This is a genomic window from Sphingomonas sp. Marseille-Q8236 (assembly GCF_965112005.1).
Genome location: NZ_CBCOPO010000002.1, coordinates 75901 through 92160, shown reverse-complemented (window position 1 = coordinate 92160; position 16260 = coordinate 75901). Strand labels below are relative to the sequence as shown.

The window sequence follows — 16260 nt, the reverse complement described above, 5'->3', positions numbered from 1 at the left end:
TTCACCATCGCTGAGGCCTGGCGGCGAAGCTCTGAGCTTGCGAAAAGCCACCGCAACGAAAAAGGGGCGGCGACCTATCGGCCCCGCCCCCCTTTCCAAACACTGAAATCCGATCAGGCGAACAGTGTCTTGGCGAATTCGCGCACTGCGGGACCGATGTCCTCGCGTGCGACGCCCAGCGCCAGATTGGCGGTCAGCCAACCCGCCTTGTCGCCGCAATCGTAACGCTGACCGTCGAAGGTGAAGCCGTGGAAAGGCTGGTTGCCGATCAGCTTGGCCATCGCGTCGGTCAGCTGGATCTCGCCGCCCGCACCCGGTTCCTGCGCGTCGAGGATCTGCATCACCTCGGGCTGGAGGATATAGCGGCCGGGGATCATCAGGTTCGACGGCGCCTTGCCCTTGGGCTTTTCGACCAGCGCGGTCACCTCGGTCAGGCGGCCGTCCTGCTTGCCGGGCGAGATGATGCCGTACTTGTCGGTTTCGCTATCGGGCACTTCCAGCGCGCCGATCACATTGCCGCCGACCTTGTCATAGGCCTCGACCATCTGCTTCATGAAGCCGCCGACCATCAGTTCGTCGGGCAACAGCACCGCAAAGGGCTCGTCGCCGACGATCTCGCGCGCGCACCACACCGCATGGCCCAAGCCCAGCGGCTCCTGCTGGCGGACATAGACGGGGCTGCCCGGCTTCTGGCGAATGCCGTCGATCACGGCCAGGCTCTTGCCCCGCGCCTTCATCGTGGCTTCGAGTTCGTAGGAAATGTCGAAATGGTCCTCCAGCGCGCCCTTGCCGCGACCGGTGACGAAGATGATTTGCTCGATCCCCGCTTCCAGCGCTTCCTCGACGGCGTACTGGATCAGCGGCTTGTCGACGACGGTCAGCATTTCCTTGGGCATCGACTTGGTCGCGGGCAGGAATCGCGTTCCCAGACCGGCCACCGGAAATACCGCCTTGCGCACTTTCTTGATCGTCATGAAACCTCCCTGGACACGGCCGGCTTTACCGCGATTTTGCGCCGCAACATAGAGCCGCGACGAGCCGATACGGTTAGGATGTCCTTAAAAGCGACAGGATAATAATGCGATCCATGAACCCGGCACCCATCCTCGTCGTCTTTGGAACGCGTCCCGAGGCGATCAAGCTTTTCCCGGTGATCCGGGCTCTCGCTGCGACAGGCGCACCGGTCAGAACCTGCGTGACGGCGCAACATCGCGGCATGCTGGACCAGGTGCTGGCCATTGCCGGGCTGACCCCGGACCATGACCTGGACCTGATGGAACCGGGCCAGTCGCTCGACCGACTGACCGCGCGGCTGCTGACCGGTCTGGGCGAGGTGATGGATGCGGTGCGACCCGCAATGGTGGTCGTTCAGGGCGACACCGCCACCGCCATGACCGGCGCGCTGGCCGCCTATTACCGCAAGATACCGGTCGCCCATGTCGAGGCTGGGCTCCGCTCGGGCGACATCTATCAGCCCTGGCCGGAGGAGGTGAACAGACGGATCGTGGCACCTATCGCCGCGCTGCACTTCGCCCCCACCGAAACCGCCGCCGCCGCGTTGCGCGCGGAGGGGATCGATCCGGCCCATGTCCATGTGACGGGCAACAGTGTGATCGACGCGCTGCACTGGACGCGCGACCGGATCGCCGCCAATCCCTCGCTCGCGGCCGATCTTGACCCGGTGCTGGCGCGGATGGCGGGCAAGCGGATCGTGCTGGTCACCACCCATCGGCGCGAGAATTTCGGCGACGGCATGGCCTCGATCGCACGCGCGCTGCGGCGAATCGCCGAGCGGCCCGACATAGGCATCCTCTTTCCCATGCATCCCAACCCCAATGTCGCGCAGGTGATGGACGAGATATTGGGCGACCATCCCGCGATCGCGCGGATCGCACCACTGGACTATCCGCATTTCGTCCGTGCCCTGGACGCCGCGTACATCGTCCTGACCGATTCAGGCGGTGTGCAGGAGGAAGCTCCTGCCCTCGGCAAGCCGGTGCTCGTCATGCGCGAGACGACCGAGCGACCCGAAGGCGTGGCGGCAGGCACCGCGCGGCTGGTCGGGACCGATGAGGGCCGGATCACCGCCGAACTCTTCGCCCTACTCGACGACCCCGAGCGTCACGCCGCCATGGCGCGCGCCCATAACCCATTCGGGAACGGTGACACCGCCGACCGGATCAGCAGGATCATAAACAATGCCCTTGGACTCTGAGCTTTCGGTCACGGTGATGGGGTTGGGCTATATCGGCCTGCCCACCGCTGCCGTCATCGCCCGGACGGGTGCGATGGTGACGGGCGTCGACGTCACCCCCTCGGTGGTCGAGACGATCAATTCGGGCCGCGTGCATATCGAGGAGGTCGATCTGGACGGCCTCGTTTCCGGCGTGGTGGCACGGGGCAGCCTGAAGGCGTCGCTGACCGTCGCGCCCGCCGATGTGTTCGTGATCGCGGTGCCTACGCCCTTCACCGAAGCACGCCAGCCCGACATCACCTATGTCCTCGACGCCGCCCGCGCGGTCGCACCGGTGTTGAAGACGGGGGATACGCTGATCCTCGAATCGACGTCGCCGGTCGGTACGACCGAGCAGGTGCGCGACCTGATCGCCGGGGAACGCCCCGACCTGAAGATGCCGGGCCTGACGCGAACGGGCGAACAGGCGGACATCGCCATCGCCTATTGCCCCGAACGCGTTCTGCCCGGGCGAATTCTGGTCGAATTGATCGACAATGACCGGGTGATCGGCGGCATCACGCCGCGATGCGCGCGCAAGGCGCTGACCTTCTATCGCCGGTTCGTGCGCGGGGCCTGCGTCACCACCACCGCGCGGGCCGCGGAGATGACCAAGCTGACCGAGAACGCCTTTCGTGACGTCAACATCGCCTTCGCCAATGAGCTGAGCCTGGTCGCCGACACGTTGGGCGTCGACGTATGGGAGGTGATCCGGCTGGCCAACCGCCATCCGCGCGTCAACATCCTGTCGCCGGGTCCCGGCGTCGGCGGCCATTGCATCGCGGTCGATCCCTGGTTCCTGGTTGCGGCCGATCCCGCCAACACGCCGCTGATCCGGACCGCGCGCGAGGTGAATGACGGCAAGACCGACCATGTCATTGCCCGCGCCACCGCGATGATCGAGGCGCAGTCCCCCGACCGTCCGGTCGCTTGCCTAGGCCTAGCCTTCAAGGCCAATATCGACGACTTTCGTGAAAGCCCCGCGCTCAAGGTCGCGGCGGCGCTCGCCCGGCGATTCGGCGAGAGACTTTGCATTGTCGAGCCCTATGCGACCAGCCTTCCCCGCGCCTTTGACGGGACCGGCGCTTCCCTGATCGACATCGACACCGCGCTGGAAACTTGCGAGGCGATGGTCGTTCTGGTCGACCACGACCTGTTTCGATCGATCCCGCTGGAGGAGCGGCGCGGCAAGATCGTCCTGGATACGCGGGGGCTTTGGCCCGATCAGGGCTGAGCACGCCTTCGCATTGCATGGGGGGGTGGGGGAGCCTAAGGACAATCGCCTGTTGCGGACATCAGATCATCCATGCTTGCCAAGTTATTGAATCTTCGAAAGCGCACGCCCGATTTCGTGCCGATCATGACCCCGGGCGTCCGGGTCTATGCGGTCGGTGACATTCATGGCCGCCTCGATCTGCTCGACCGGATTCTCGACCAGATCGATTCCGATCATGCCGGCCGTGTGCCGTTGCAGCGTCACATCGTCTTCCTGGGCGACCTGATCGATCGAGGCCCCGATTCGGCGGGCGTGGTCGAGCGGATCAGCCGGCTTGCCGCCTCGGATCGGCATGTTCACTGTCTGATGGGCAATCACGAGGAAATCCTGCTTCGCGCGATCGACGGCGACGATAAGGCGCTTCGCCTGTTCTGCCGGATCGGCGGGCGAGAAACCATGATGAGCTATGGCGTGACGGCCGAGCAGTATGAACGGCTCGACTATGCCGAGGTCCATGAACGGCTGAACGCCATCGTCCCCGCGGCCCACCAGCATTTCCTGTCGAATTTGAAGGAGATGCTGATCATGGGCGATTATGCCTTCGTCCATGCCGGTGTCCGTCCGGGCATCCCCTTCGCCGAGCAGAAGATGGCCGAGACCCGTTGGATACGCGATCCCTTTCTCGATCATCGGGCACCGATGGAGAAGATGGTCGTCCACGGCCACACGGTCGCTGATACGGCAGAGATTCTGCCGCACCGCATCGGGATAGACACCGGCGCCTATCAAAGCGACCGGCTGACCGCCCTGATGCTGGAAGGCACCGAGCAGGTTATTTTCTCTACTTGAGGCCTCTTTACCGGGCCGAAACGATTGCCGGGGCATTCCGTTTGCCGGCAAAGCACAGTATAGCCGCGCGGCGGTGAAGTAATGTTGCATTGCCGCACCAGTGTGGGAGCATAACTGTCCCATACTCGTTGGTGGGGTTGCCATGTACCGGTCTCCGTGCCATGGCCTCACTGGCATATCTTAAGGGAGTTCGACATGCGTCTTGGGAAGTTTCTCGTCGCCGCTGCCGCCGTTTCGATGACCGTCGCTCCGGCGATGGCTGCGAACCCGGCTGCCAGCCTCTCGGTTTCGAAGTCGGTTCGCGCTTCGGCTCCGGCTGCCAAGAAGAACGGCCTGGCCGGCGGTGGCATCCTGGTTGCGGTTCTCGCAGCTGCTGCCGTTGTTGCGGGCATCGTTGTGGTCGCCGATTCGGACGATTCGGCCGACAGCAACTAAGTTGCTCCAGCCTCACGGCTGAAAGGAATAGCGGCCTTCGGGCCGCTATTTTTTTGTCCTGAGAAGATGACCCGAGGCAGAAGGGCGCTCCATTTGGCGCGGCACTCCGTGCCTGGCCGTGGGCGACGGAGAGGTGGGGGAGGGTCGCACGCCCCGGGTACGATCCGACGTTCGACAGGCCAGCCTTCAATCCTGCCCTTAAGGGACAGATAATCGCACGATGTACGCAGGAGAAGCGTCCTGAGGCGTCGTGACCAACGAGCGACGCGGCACCGGATGAAAGTGCCCTGTCCCGAAACACCCGCCTGTCGGGCGATCATAGTGGTTCAGCCAGATCGGAAGCCCGTCCGATCTATCGACCGAAACGGCTTCCTGACGGGGATAGGCCTCTTGCTGCGACGGTAGGAATGGCATCGATGTCGATCGACCCTCCCGCCGTGACAGCCCCGCCTTCCGCGGCGACATGCTCTCAACGAAAAATCGCCGAAGTCCTGGTGAGGACTCCGGCGATCGCATTTCGGTCTGTCAGGCCCCTAGACGGAGCCTATCGATCAGCGGGGTGACGGCGCGCCGGGAACGCCGCCGGGGGCCCCACCGGGCATTCCGCCCATCATCGACTGCTGCGCCTGCATCTGCCGAAGCACCGACTCGGGAATGAAGTCGAGCAGCTCGACATCGAACACCAAAGTCGAATTGGCCGGGATCTTATCGTTCGCCTGGGCACCATAGCCGATCTGCGGCGGCAGCCAGAAACGATATTTCGCACCCTTGGGCATCAGCTTCAGCGCTTCCGCGAAGCCGGGCAGAACACCCGCCAGCGGCATCGGAGCAGGCTGTTGCGACTTGTCGAAAACGGTGCCGTCGATCAGACGACCGGTATAGTTGACCAGCGCCACATCGGTTGCGGTCGGATGGGCACCGCCCTGACCCGGCTGGATCACCTTATATTGGAGACCCGACGCCGTGGTCACAACGCCCGAACCGCGCGCCTCGCGCAACAGCGCGGCATCGCCCTGCCGCGCAAGCAGCGCGGCCAGCACGATCGCAGCGACCACCGCAACCCATATCCAGGCCAGATAGGAACGCCGGACGGGACGAAGGGGAACAGCGGTTACGGACATGCCAGCTTCTCGCTCTGTGCGTGGGCGTTGGTCGGAGCGATCAAGAGAAAGCCCCTAAAGCGCGGAAAGCCGACCCGCCGGAACGAATCGGCAACCATCCGGTCGGGCACCATTCCCCTGCCGATGACGGCAGCGGGACGGGCGCTCGACCGATCGGCCTATTACCGTGCGCCGTCGCGCTCGGCGCGCTTGCGCTCCAGCTTGCGGGCGCGACGCACCGCGGCCGCACGCTCACGAGCGCGCTTTTCCGACGGCTTTTCATAGTGGCGACGGAGCTTCATTTCGCGATACACGCCTTCACGCTGCAGCTTCTTCTTGAGCGCGCGGAGGGCCTGATCCACATTGTTGTCGCGAACGATGATCTGCATAAAAACGAATTGCTCCGGCAAAACAGGATAAAGCGGCCGCAGAATACTGTGGCCGCATCGTTGGGCGCTCCTAGCAGCGCGGTCGGCTGAATACAACCCGTTGGATCGCAATTCGCTCCCCCCCCGCACCCCGGTGCAACGAAATGAACGCCGATGTCATGCCCCAGCCATGCTGCCGTGATGCGGGGACTCTTATGGATGCTCTCGTCCGGCCACCTCCCGTACGCCGGACACCCTGACATGTTCATGGGCCTTTCAGGCCTGGGAACGAAACAGACGCGATGCCTCCCCTGTCATCGCGTCGGCCCCGGTCCCGCTTCCACCGGACCGGGGCCCCCTTTCGGGGCGAAGCGGACATGGCTAAGGCACAGGGCATGACCGCGTCCCATAACCCGACGATCCCGCTGATCCTGTACAACAGCCTGACCCGCGCGACGGAGACGTTCCGGCCGATCGATCCGGCGAATGTCCGCGTCTATTCCTGCGGTCCGACCGTCTATAATTATGCGCATATCGGCAATTTGCGTGCCTATGTCTTCACCGACACGCTGTCGCGCGTGCTGCGGTGGAAGGGCTGGCCGCTGACCCATGTCATCAACATCACCGATGTCGGGCATCTGACCTCCGACGCGGATGCGGGCGACGACAAGATGGAGGCTGCCGCGAAAAAGAGCGGCCAGGACATCTGGGCGATCGCGGACCATTATACCCGGGCGTTCAAGCAGAATCTGAAGGATCTGGGCATTGCCGACCCGTCCCGCTTTCCGCTGGCGACCGACCATGTTCCGCAGATGATCGAATTCGCCAAGGCGATCGAGGCCAAGCACTGCTACCGCCTCCCCGACGGCCTGTATTTCGACGTGACGACGGTGCCCGATTATGGACGCCTGGCGCGCCATCAGGACGACGAGGGCGAAAGCCGGATCGATCCGGTCGCGGGCAAGCGGCACCCTGCCGACTTCGCCATCTGGCGCGCCTCCGCACCGGGCGAACATCGCCAGATGGAGTGGGACAGCCCGTGGGGCCGCGGCGCACCCGGCTGGCATCTGGAATGCTCGGTGATGAGCAAACAATATCTCGGTGCGCAGTTCGATATCCATACCGGCGGCATCGATCACCGCGAAATCCATCATCCCAATGAGATCGCGCAGAACCAGGCGCATGAATGCTCGGCCGAGACCGGCGCGAACATCTGGATGCACAACAACTTCCTGGTCGACCGGACCGGCAAGATGTCCAAATCCTCCGGCCAGTTTCTGACCCTCCAGACGCTGATCGATCGCGGTTTCCACCCGCTCGCCTATCGCCTGATGTGCCTTCAGGCCCATTATCGGTCGGAAATGGAGTTTGGCTGGGACGGCCTGGCCGCCGCGCAGGTACGGCTGAAGCGACTGGTCCAGACGGTCGAGGGGCTGCGCGCCCGCGCCGATGCCCCCGAAAAGGGCGACGCCACCCCCTATCGCGAACGACTCGACACCGCGCTGTCGGACGACCTGGCGACGCCGCGCGCCCTGCCGGTGCTGGACGAAATGCTGAGCGACAAGAAGCTCTCGCCGGGTGTACGGCTGGCGGCGCTGGCCGACTTCGAAGCGACGCTCGGCCTGCCCCTGACCACGCTGACCCGCGCCGACCTGCGCATGCGCCCTAAGGATGCGACCTTGGACGAGGCGACCATCGAATCGCATCTGGCCGATCGCCGCTCCGCGCGGGCGGACAAGGATTTCGCCCGGTCGGATACGATTCGCGACACGCTGCTCGCCGCCGGGGTCGAGGTGATGGACGGCGATCCGCTGGGTTGGGACTGGAAGCCCGCGCCGTCGGAGGGGTGAGCCCCCCCTCCCCCGGCTATTTCGCGATCAGCGTCGTCCGCGCGGTGACCGCATCCTCAGGCCGATGAACAGCACGGTCGGCCAGAACATGGTGTTGGCGATGTCGCCCAGCGTGTCCGTCCAGCGCCACGACCCGTAATGCAGGCGGTCGAGTATCTCATTGGCCGCCTCCGCCAACGCGACGCAGGCCAGCGGGATCGGCGTCGCCAGCGATTTGCGGGTCAGGATTCGCGCCAGGAACAGCACCGCCATGCCCGCATGAACGTGCAGCAGGCTATCGGCCATGCCGGTTCCGTCTCCGACCCACTGGATGAAGTCGGCATAGCGTGCGGGAATATCCATGATCGCGCCCTTGCCGTGCATCAGAGCCGGAGACAATCCCTATACCCCCACGCTCTACTGCAACGGCGCGGCGGCTCGGTCGAGCAAAGCCGGGCGATAGGGGGTCGGCGCGTCCGCCGGGATGGCTGCGATCTCCGCCGCCACGGCGTCGGCGCGGGCGGAGGAGGAGGGATGCGTCCTGCTACGGAACAGCCCGCCATCGACCTCGCCGCCATGCTCGCGCCAGAAGCGCACCGCATCCTGCGGGTCGTAACCGGCATTGCGCATCAGGATGACGCCCAGCAGATCGGCCTCGGTCTCGGTCTGGCGGAACAGCCGCCCATTGCGGCCGAATTCGGACAATAGGCCCCGCTTCACACCCGCCGCGTCCAGCCGATCGCGGTGATGCAGAATATTGTGCGAGAATTCATGAGCGACCACCACCGCGATCATGCGATCGTCGAACCGCTCGAAAAAGCGCGATCCGATCTGGACGATGTCGCCATCCGCCGACGCCGACAGGCCGGGGCCCATCATCATCTCGAAGCGGGAGCGGCATCCCGGCTGGGCCGGTATCGTCACCTCCCGGCGCTGGCCATGCCGTAACAGCGTCAGGCGCAACGGGTGGTCGGCGGGCTCGGCGGCGATCTGTCGCTGGGCGGCGTCGCGAGTCGCGGTGCTGGCCTGATTCGCGCCCGCCTGACTGACCGTAAGGGGCTTGCCGTCGACCGCTTCGATCGTATCATTGACCTCCACCCCGGCCTTGGCGGCGGCGCTTCCCGGCACCACGGCCTCGACCGCGACCGGCCCCTCGAAACCGAAAAGGGCGGGCAGTTGCTTGCGCACGCCAGGGTCATATTGGTCGATGGCGTGGACGACCAATCCCGGCGTCGGCGCGACGTCGCGGCACAAGGCGGCATTGGCCGTCGCCAGCCGCCAAGCGATCGACGCCAGCCGCAAGTCGGCCTCGCGCATCGCCGCGAACAGCGCGCGGTCATCGCTCTGCTCCGCCACGGCCGGTATCGCGGCCGGCGCCTGGGGCGGCACGGCCAGCAAAAATGCGGACAGGGCGACGAACGCCGACGACAGGATGGAGACACGCGACATCGCCCCTCTGCTAGCCGCTCCGCCCGCGATCCGCAAAACCGGTCGGCGCAACCGCCAACCGCTCGGCGCAAAGCCGTATCATGCGCAACAAAGGGCGCGACTTGATGGGCCCAAACGCCAACTTCATTGCGTATCGACAGGATTCGGCGCATGGGCAATCGGATTGATAGCCAGAAGACGAAAGAGCAGGACGACCATGGCCGCGAAATGGGCCCCTGATAGCTGGACAAGTGCCGAGGCCCGCCAGCTTCCCCGCTACCCCGATCAGAACGCGCTGGACGCCGCGACCAAGACGCTGGCGACCTATCCGCCGCTGGTCTTTGCGGGCGAAGCGCGCAACCTGACCGGCGAACTGGCCGAAGTCGCGGCGGGCCGCGGTTTCCTGCTCCAGGGCGGCGACTGCGCGGAAAGCTTTGCCGAGCATAGCGCGAACAACATTCGCGACACCTTCCGCGTCATCCTGCAGATGGCGGTCGTCCTGACCTTCGCCTCCAAGCTGCCGGTGGTGAAGCTGGGTCGCATGGCGGGCCAGTTCGCCAAGCCGCGCTCGGCCGATACCGAGGTGATCGGCGGAGTCGAGCTGCCCAGCTATCGCGGCGACAATGTCAACGACATCGCCTTCACCGCCGAAGCCCGTATTCCCGATCCCCAGCGGATGCTGCGTTCCTATGCCCAGTCGGCAGCGACGCTCAACCTGCTGCGCGCCTTCGCGCAGGGCGGCTATGCCAATCTGCATCAGGTGCATCGCTGGACCCATGACTTCATGGGCCGCAGCCCTTGGGCGCAGAAATATGCCGAGACTGCGGATCGGATCGGTGAGGCGCTGGACTTCATGGCGGCGTGCGGCATCGACCCCGCCTCGGTCCCGCAGCTTGCGCAGACCAGCTTCTACACCAGCCATGAGGCCCTGCTGCTTCCTTACGAGCAGGCGCTGACCCGTCAGGATTCGCTGACCGGCGACTGGTATGACACATCGGCGCATTTCCTGTGGATCGGCGACCGGACCCGGTTCGAGGGCTCGGCGCATGTCGAGTTCCTGCGCGGCATCGGCAATCCGATCGGCGTGAAGTGCGGCCCGAGCCTGGAGCCCGAGGCACTGCTGCGGATGCTCGACACGCTCAATCCGGGTCGGGTGCCGGGGCGGATGACGCTGATCACCCGCTATGGCCATGACAAGATCGAGGCGCATCTGCCCAAGCTGGTCCGCGCCGTCACCCGCGAGGGCCATCCGGTCGTCTGGTCGTGCGACCCGATGCACGGCAACACGATCAAGGCGGCGACCGGCTACAAGACGCGCCCCTTCGACCGGATCCTTGCCGAAGTGCGCGGCTTCTTCGCGGTTCACCGGGCCGAAGGTACGCATGCGGGCGGCATCCATGCGGAGATGACCGGGCAGAACGTCACCGAATGCACCGGCGGCGCGATCGACGTGACCGAACAGTCGCTCGCCGACCGCTACCACACCCATTGCGACCCGCGCCTGAATGCGGGCCAGAGCCTGGAGCTGGCATTCCTGCTAGCCGAGATGCTCAACGAGGAAATGGCCGAACGCCGCAAGGCCGCAGCCTGACCGACATGCCAGGGGCGGGGCGACCGGTTCGTCGCCCCGCCCTTTTTGCGATTCCTGACATTTTGGCACTGTCCCGGCTTGACGCCCCCTCGCACCCCCGCTAACAGCGCCCCTCCACCGCACACGGCCCCTTCGTCTAGCGGTCTAGGACGTCGCCCTCTCACGGCGAAAACACGGGTTCGAGTCCCGTAGGGGTCACCATCTGCGCTCAAGAGCGCAGAATTGCGCGATTAAGCCATTTTTTGCCGCTCGCTGGTACAGCGCACAGGTACAGCGAGCATTGAAATGGCTCTCATGGCGACACCCTGGAAACACCCTTCGACCGGCATTTATTATCTGCGCCGACAGATCCCCGAGAAGCTGCGCCCTGCATTCGACGGCAGGGTGTTGTGGAAGGTATCGCTGGGCACCAAGAATGGCAGCGAAGCAACGATGCTCTTCCTCGAGGCCAAGGCCGCACTCGAACAACGGTTCTAAGAGGCGCAAACTCGGCTGAAGGCGACGGGCAGCCCCTGCCCGTCCGCACGCGATCGTGCAGACGAATTGATTTCTACCTATTTTCAGAGCCCCGAATTGAAGGCCGGCGGTCTCGATGGCATCGAACCTCTGCTGCTTGCCCGGCTGGAGTGTGGACTGTGGATTGTGGAACCCAACGCAGACCGGATGCAGTTCCCCTAGCCCACCGGGCGGTCAGCAATGGTGGGAGCTGGCGAACATGGTGACGATCCGCGCCGGGATTGTGACCATGATGCGGGGAGCTGAGGTGGTCCGCACCGGGACATGGCGCGGCGATGGATACCGTGCTGCTGACAATCCTGGTCGAGACACTGTGTGCCTTGGCCGCGATGCAGGGCGGCGCGCGGTCTGTGCCGCGCCATCCTCACACCCTCGTTGCCCGTCTCCGCGCGCGGATCGATGAGCGTTTTCGGCTGCGCGAACCCATCGCGGACTATGCTGACGCACTAGGACCAGCGAAAGCCGCCTGCGTGTCGCCTGTGCCCGGATCGCGGTTCTATCCCCCGCCGCGATGCTGGACCAGCACGCCATGCTCGATGCCAAGCGGGCGCCCCTCTAGACCAATTTGTCGGTGGCGGAGGTGGGCTATTCGATCGGCTTTTCCGACCCGGCCTATTTCACGCGCTTCTTTACCCGCCATACGAGCGTATCGCCGCGCGCCTATCGCCAAATGGGCACTAACTGATTCGCGACGCGATCAGATCGCGCGCTCACCCGCCACGCGCAACCCATAGCCCTCCAGCCCGACCAGCGTGTGGCGGCTGTTGGTCAACAGGATCATTTCCTCGACGCCCAATTCGTTCAGGATCATCGCGCCCACCCCATAGTCGCGCAGCTCCCCCATATCGGGCACCGCTGCACCGGCACGGGCATGGATCGCCAGCGTCAGGCCATCGGGGCGTGGGCGGTTGATGACCACGACGATCCCGCTTCCCTCCCGGCCAATCGCCTCCATCGACCGGCGAAGCAGACCGCTGCGCGCACCCGCCTCACCGAACAGGTCGACAAAGGGCGACAGAGCATGCATCCGCACCAGCGTCGGCCGCGTCGGATCGACCTTCCCCTTGACCAGCGCGACCTGCTCGCTGCCGGTCGCGCGGTTCCAAAAGGTCATGGCCCGCCATTGTCCGCCCCATTCGCTGTCGAACACCGTTTCCGCGCGCTTTTCAACCAGATGATCGTGACGGCGACGATAGGCGATCAGGTCGCGGATCGTCCCGATCTTCAATCCATGGAATTGCGCGAAGGTGACGAGCCGGTCGAGCCGCGCCATCGTCCCGTCCTCGTCCATGATCTCGCAGATCACGCCGGAGGGATTGAGCCCGGCGAGCCGCGCGACATCGACCGCCGCCTCGGTATGCCCGGCGCGGACCAACACGCCGCCGTCGCGCGCAACCAGCGGGAAGACATGACCCGGGCTCACGATCGCGTCCCCGCCCTGGGCCGCGTCGATCGCAACCGCGATGGTGCGGGCGCGGTCGGCGGCGGAAATGCCGGTGGTCACGCCATCGCGTGCTTCGATCGAGATGGTAAAGGCCGTCTCGTGCCGCGTCCCGTTGGTGCGCGTCATCAGGTCCAGACCGAGCTGTTCGACCCGTGCACGCGCCATCGCGAGGCAGATCAGACCGCGCCCATGCCGCGCCATGAAGTTGATCGCGTTGGGCGTCGCCATCTGGGCAGGGACGACCAGATCGCCCTCATTCTCGCGATCCTCATCGTCGACCAGGATGAACATGCGCCCGTTACGCGCTTCGTCGATGATCTCCTCGGGGGTGGAGAGAAAGGCGTGGCCGCCGGTCATGCGCGGACCACGCACTGGTCGATGGAGCCGAACAGCGGCCCCGCCCGCATCGTCACCCGATCGCCGAAGGACAGGAAGGGCGTGCGCGGCGCTCCGCCCTCGATCATCTCGATCGCCCGGCGTTCGGACAGGCAGGTGGAGCCGACCCGCGCATGATCGACATTCGACACGGTGCCCGAACCGATGATCGTCCCCGCGGGCAGGTCGCGGGTCCGTGCGGCGTGCGCGATCAATTCGTGGAAGCCATAGGCCATCTCGTCGCCCACCGGGTTTCCGAACCACGCCCCGTTGATCTCGACCGTCAGCGGCAGGCAGACGCGGCCGTCGCGCCAGTCATCGCCAAGTGCCTCGGGCGTGACCGCAAAAGGCGCGACCGAACAGGCGGGCTTCGCCTGGACCCAGCCGAAGCCGGTCTTCATCTCGATCGGGGCGATCGCGCGCAACGACCAATCGTTGAGCAGGAGGACCAATCGGACATGGCCAAGCGCCGCCTCCGGCGTGCACCCCATCGGCACATCGCCCGTCACCACCGCGAACTCACCCTCGAAATCAATGCCGTCGGCCTCGCTGGGGAGCGGCACGTCCTGCGTCGCCGCGAGGAAGCGGTGCGACATGCCCTGATACATCAGCGGCTTGTCGGTCTCGATCGGCGGCAGGTTGAATGCCTTCTGCATCAACGCGCCGTGCGTCGGGAAGGCCGAGCCGTCGAGCCACTGCCAGGCGCGCGGTAACGGAGCCAGTAACGTGGTGCCGTCCAGCGCCTCCCCCTCCGCCTCGACCCGCCCGGCCAGTGCGCGCAGAGCGGGTTCGACGCGCGTCCAATCGTCCAGCGCCGCCTGCATCGAAAGGCCCGTATCCAGGGAGATGCGGCCGTCGGTCGAGACCACGACCAGCGCTCCGTCCCGGCTGCCATCGTCACGGGTCGCAAGCCGCATCGCGATCAATCCTCGAAGATGGCGACGGCGCGGCACCAGCCCGCCGAGCCGCCCTTCACCTTCACCGGCAGGCAGGAGACGGTGAAACCGGTGGACGGAAGCTCGGCCAGGCGGGTCAGCTTTTCCATGTGGCAATAGCCGATCTCTCGCCCGGCCTTGTGCCCTTCCCAGACCAGCGAATAGTCACCGGTCTGGGCGACGCGCGCCGCGGTGTGGCTGAACGGCGCGTCCCAGCTCCAGGCGTCGGTGCCGGTCACGCGCACACCGCGCTCGGTCAGGTACATGGTTGCTTCATAGCCCATGCCGCACCCGCGCCCGAGAAAATCGGGCTGGCCCAGCGCCGCCCCTGCGCCAGTGTTGACCAGCACGATGTCGAGCGGTCGTAGCTCGTGGCCGATCCGTGCCAGTTCCGCTTCGACCTCGGCCGCCGTCACGACATGGCCATCGGGCAGGTGTCGGAAATCGAGTTTCACGCCCGGCTGGACGCACCATTCCAGCGGAACCTCGTCGATGGTGAGCGCACGCCTGCCGCCATCCGCCAGCGCCTCGTCCATCGTGGGATGGTAATGCCAGGGCGCATCGAGATGCGTGCCGTTATGCGTGCTGAGCGTCAGCATCTCGGACGCGGCAAAGCCCTCGCCACCCGCCATCGCCTCGGCGGTGATGCCGGGGAAGAACATCGCGGCCTCCGCCACCGTCTCGCGGTGCGTCTGGCGCGTGATGCTGGGGCGCATGAAGGGTGGGTCGGTGATGACCTCCGGGTCGATCGCGATCGACAGGTCGACGATGCGGCGCGTCATGCCGTGTGCCCTCCCAATGTCTCGGCGAACCAGTCGGAAATCAGGTCGCGGCCATAGGCCATGTTGTCGGCTCCGACATGCTCGACACCGCCTTCACGCGCCGTGAAGACGAGCTTCTCGCGGCGGGGCGAATTCACCAGCTGATCGTAAAGGTCGTCGGCATATTTCACACTGATCTGGCGGTCGTTTGCGCCGTGGGTGACGAGGAACGGCACCTTGATCCGATCCATATGGCCGTTGAGGTTCATCGCCTCCGACTTGGCGAGAAAATCTTCCTGATCCTTGGCGCCAAATGCCCAGTGGACATGCGCCCAGTAATGCGGAACGGGGTTTTCGCCCTCGCGCGCCATGCGCCTGTCCTGCACCTCGCGCCAATTGTGGTTCGCCCCCCACACCGCGCCGCTGGCGAAGCGGGGCTCATAGGCGACCGCGCGGGGGGCGAAGTGTCCGCCCAGCGAAATGCCGGTCATGCCGATCCGCTTGGGATCGACATCGGGCTGCCGTTCCAGCCAGTCGACCGCCGCGCTGGCCCAGTGTTCGCTGTGCGGATCGACCGGCAGATCCTGAAGCCGCAATGCTTCGCCAGAGCCTGGCTGGTCGACGCACAGGGTCGAAATGCCGCGCCGCGCCAGTTCCTGCGGTAGCCGCGTCCAGTAGAGCAATTCCTTGCAGCTATCGAGACCGTTGCAGAACACGACCACGGGCTTACAGCCGTCACCGGGCGCGCGGGTATAGAGCGCGGGCATGGTGCCGACCGTCAACGGGATTTCCACACGCTGCCGGTTGAGTTGACCCAACACCGTAGAATGATCGAAGGCATTGCGCGCCCGTGCAAAGGTTTCGCGGCGGCCCGGATGGCCATGGCCCTGCATTCGCTCGGCGGTGATGAGGTACAGGCTGGCCCGCTCCAGCTTGTTGGAGGCGGAGAAGCCCCGCCCCTTCGCCTCATCTTCGGCCGCAAGCGCGATCAGCTTGTCGCCCATCGCGGCCCAGGCCTTCATGAACATCGGCGTGCCGGCGTCCGCGCCGCTGGCCGCCGCGTCCTTGATCGGCTGGCACATGTCGATGATCTCGCCGAGCTGCGCGCCCGACTCCATCGCGATCGCGACCGACAGATTCCAGATATAGTTGGGAAAGGGTTCGTAGAGCGCCATCGGGC

General features: G+C 65.3%; 17 protein-coding genes and 1 tRNA gene. 9 read left to right on the top strand and 9 right to left on the bottom strand.

Annotated features, from left to right (window positions below; translation table 11 throughout):
• Window positions 1-113 precede the first annotated feature (113 nt).
• Entirely contained in the window at window positions 114-974 is an 861-nt protein-coding gene (gene galU / locus ACWPWT_RS12850; protein ID WP_267434124.1) for a UTP--glucose-1-phosphate uridylyltransferase GalU, read from the bottom strand.
• A 113-nt stretch (window positions 975-1087) separates the two neighbouring features.
• On the opposite strand from galU, the gene wecB reads away from it, so the two are divergent.
• The 4 genes from wecB to ACWPWT_RS12830 all read left to right on the top strand — a co-directional run bounded on the left by wecB (window position 1088) and on the right by ACWPWT_RS12830 (window position 4733).
• Window positions 1088-2215, top strand: coding sequence for a non-hydrolyzing UDP-N-acetylglucosamine 2-epimerase (wecB, locus tag ACWPWT_RS12845; RefSeq protein WP_454280000.1), 1128 nt, complete (start codon window positions 1088-1090; stop codon window positions 2213-2215).
• On the top strand, window positions 2199-3467 hold the full coding sequence (wecC, locus tag ACWPWT_RS12840; RefSeq protein ID WP_454279999.1) for a UDP-N-acetyl-D-mannosamine dehydrogenase: 1269 nt from the start codon (window positions 2199-2201) through the stop codon (window positions 3465-3467). Before wecB ends, wecC begins: the two co-directional genes overlap by 17 nt.
• A 72-nt stretch (window positions 3468-3539) precedes the next feature.
• Complete coding sequence (locus tag ACWPWT_RS12835) at window positions 3540-4298, top strand: metallophosphoesterase family protein (RefSeq protein ID WP_454279998.1); 759 nt, start codon at window positions 3540-3542, stop codon at window positions 4296-4298.
• A 195-nt stretch (window positions 4299-4493) separates the two neighbouring features.
• Entirely contained in the window at window positions 4494-4733 is a 240-nt protein-coding gene (locus ACWPWT_RS12830; RefSeq protein WP_042490327.1) for a hypothetical protein, read from the top strand.
• A 551-nt stretch (window positions 4734-5284) separates the two neighbouring features.
• On the opposite strand, the gene ACWPWT_RS12825 is transcribed toward ACWPWT_RS12830, so the two are convergent.
• The gene (locus tag ACWPWT_RS12825) at window positions 5285-5854 is read right to left on the bottom strand and encodes an FKBP-type peptidyl-prolyl cis-trans isomerase (RefSeq protein ID WP_454279997.1); all 570 of its coding nucleotides are present in this window, start codon (window positions 5852-5854) and stop codon (window positions 5285-5287) included.
• A 161-nt stretch (window positions 5855-6015) separates the two neighbouring features.
• On the bottom strand, window positions 6016-6222 hold the full coding sequence (gene rpsU, locus ACWPWT_RS12820) for a 30S ribosomal protein S21 (RefSeq protein WP_007404630.1): 207 nt from the start codon (window positions 6220-6222) through the stop codon (window positions 6016-6018).
• Between the two features lie 374 nt (window positions 6223-6596).
• Between rpsU and cysS the strand changes: the two genes are divergently transcribed.
• On the top strand, window positions 6597-8051 hold the full coding sequence (gene cysS / locus ACWPWT_RS12815) for a cysteine--tRNA ligase (protein ID WP_454279996.1): 1455 nt from the start codon (window positions 6597-6599) through the stop codon (window positions 8049-8051).
• A gap of 27 nt (window positions 8052-8078) precedes the next feature.
• On the opposite strand, the gene ACWPWT_RS12810 is transcribed toward cysS, so the two are convergent.
• Window positions 8079-8393, bottom strand: a complete 315-nt coding sequence (locus tag ACWPWT_RS12810; RefSeq protein ID WP_454279995.1) for a hypothetical protein — start codon at window positions 8391-8393, stop codon at window positions 8079-8081.
• 54 nt (window positions 8394-8447) lie between these two features.
• Complete coding sequence (locus ACWPWT_RS12805) at window positions 8448-9479, bottom strand: M48 family metalloprotease (RefSeq protein WP_454279994.1); 1032 nt, start codon at window positions 9477-9479, stop codon at window positions 8448-8450.
• A 196-nt stretch (window positions 9480-9675) separates the two neighbouring features.
• Here ACWPWT_RS12805 and ACWPWT_RS12800 point away from each other — a divergent pair, with 196 nt between their 5' ends.
• The 4 genes from ACWPWT_RS12800 (at window position 9676) to ACWPWT_RS12785 (ending at window position 12250) form a co-directional block, all read left to right on the top strand.
• On the top strand, window positions 9676-11049 hold the full coding sequence (locus ACWPWT_RS12800) for a class II 3-deoxy-7-phosphoheptulonate synthase (protein WP_261270171.1): 1374 nt from the start codon (window positions 9676-9678) through the stop codon (window positions 11047-11049).
• Window positions 11050-11174: 125 nt separating this feature from the next.
• Window positions 11175-11250: transfer RNA gene (locus ACWPWT_RS12795), tRNA-Glu, on the top strand.
• 93 nt (window positions 11251-11343) lie between these two features.
• Window positions 11344-11526, top strand: coding sequence for a DUF6538 domain-containing protein (locus ACWPWT_RS12790; RefSeq protein ID WP_454279993.1), 183 nt, complete (start codon window positions 11344-11346; stop codon window positions 11524-11526).
• 610 nt (window positions 11527-12136) lie between these two features.
• On the top strand, window positions 12137-12250 hold the full coding sequence (locus tag ACWPWT_RS12785; RefSeq protein WP_454279992.1) for a helix-turn-helix domain-containing protein: 114 nt from the start codon (window positions 12137-12139) through the stop codon (window positions 12248-12250).
• Between the two features lie 12 nt (window positions 12251-12262).
• Here the strand turns inward: ACWPWT_RS12785 and ribB are convergent, their stop codons facing one another.
• Genes ribB through ACWPWT_RS12765 form a run of 4 tightly spaced genes read right to left on the bottom strand, consistent with a single transcriptional unit; the run spans window position 12263 to window position 16255 of the window.
• Complete coding sequence (ribB, locus tag ACWPWT_RS12780) at window positions 12263-13366, bottom strand: 3,4-dihydroxy-2-butanone-4-phosphate synthase (protein WP_454279991.1); 1104 nt, start codon at window positions 13364-13366, stop codon at window positions 12263-12265.
• Complete coding sequence (locus tag ACWPWT_RS12775; protein WP_454279990.1) at window positions 13363-14301, bottom strand: fumarylacetoacetate hydrolase family protein; 939 nt, start codon at window positions 14299-14301, stop codon at window positions 13363-13365. Before ACWPWT_RS12775 ends, ribB begins: the two co-directional genes overlap by 4 nt.
• Window positions 14302-14306: 5 nt before the next feature.
• Window positions 14307-15101, bottom strand: a complete 795-nt coding sequence (locus tag ACWPWT_RS12770) for a cyclase family protein (protein WP_261269614.1) — start codon at window positions 15099-15101, stop codon at window positions 14307-14309.
• The gene (locus ACWPWT_RS12765) at window positions 15098-16255 is read right to left on the bottom strand and encodes an alpha/beta hydrolase family protein (RefSeq protein WP_454279989.1); all 1158 of its coding nucleotides are present in this window, start codon (window positions 16253-16255) and stop codon (window positions 15098-15100) included. Before ACWPWT_RS12765 ends, ACWPWT_RS12770 begins: the two co-directional genes overlap by 4 nt.
• Window positions 16256-16260: the final 5 nt, after the last annotated feature.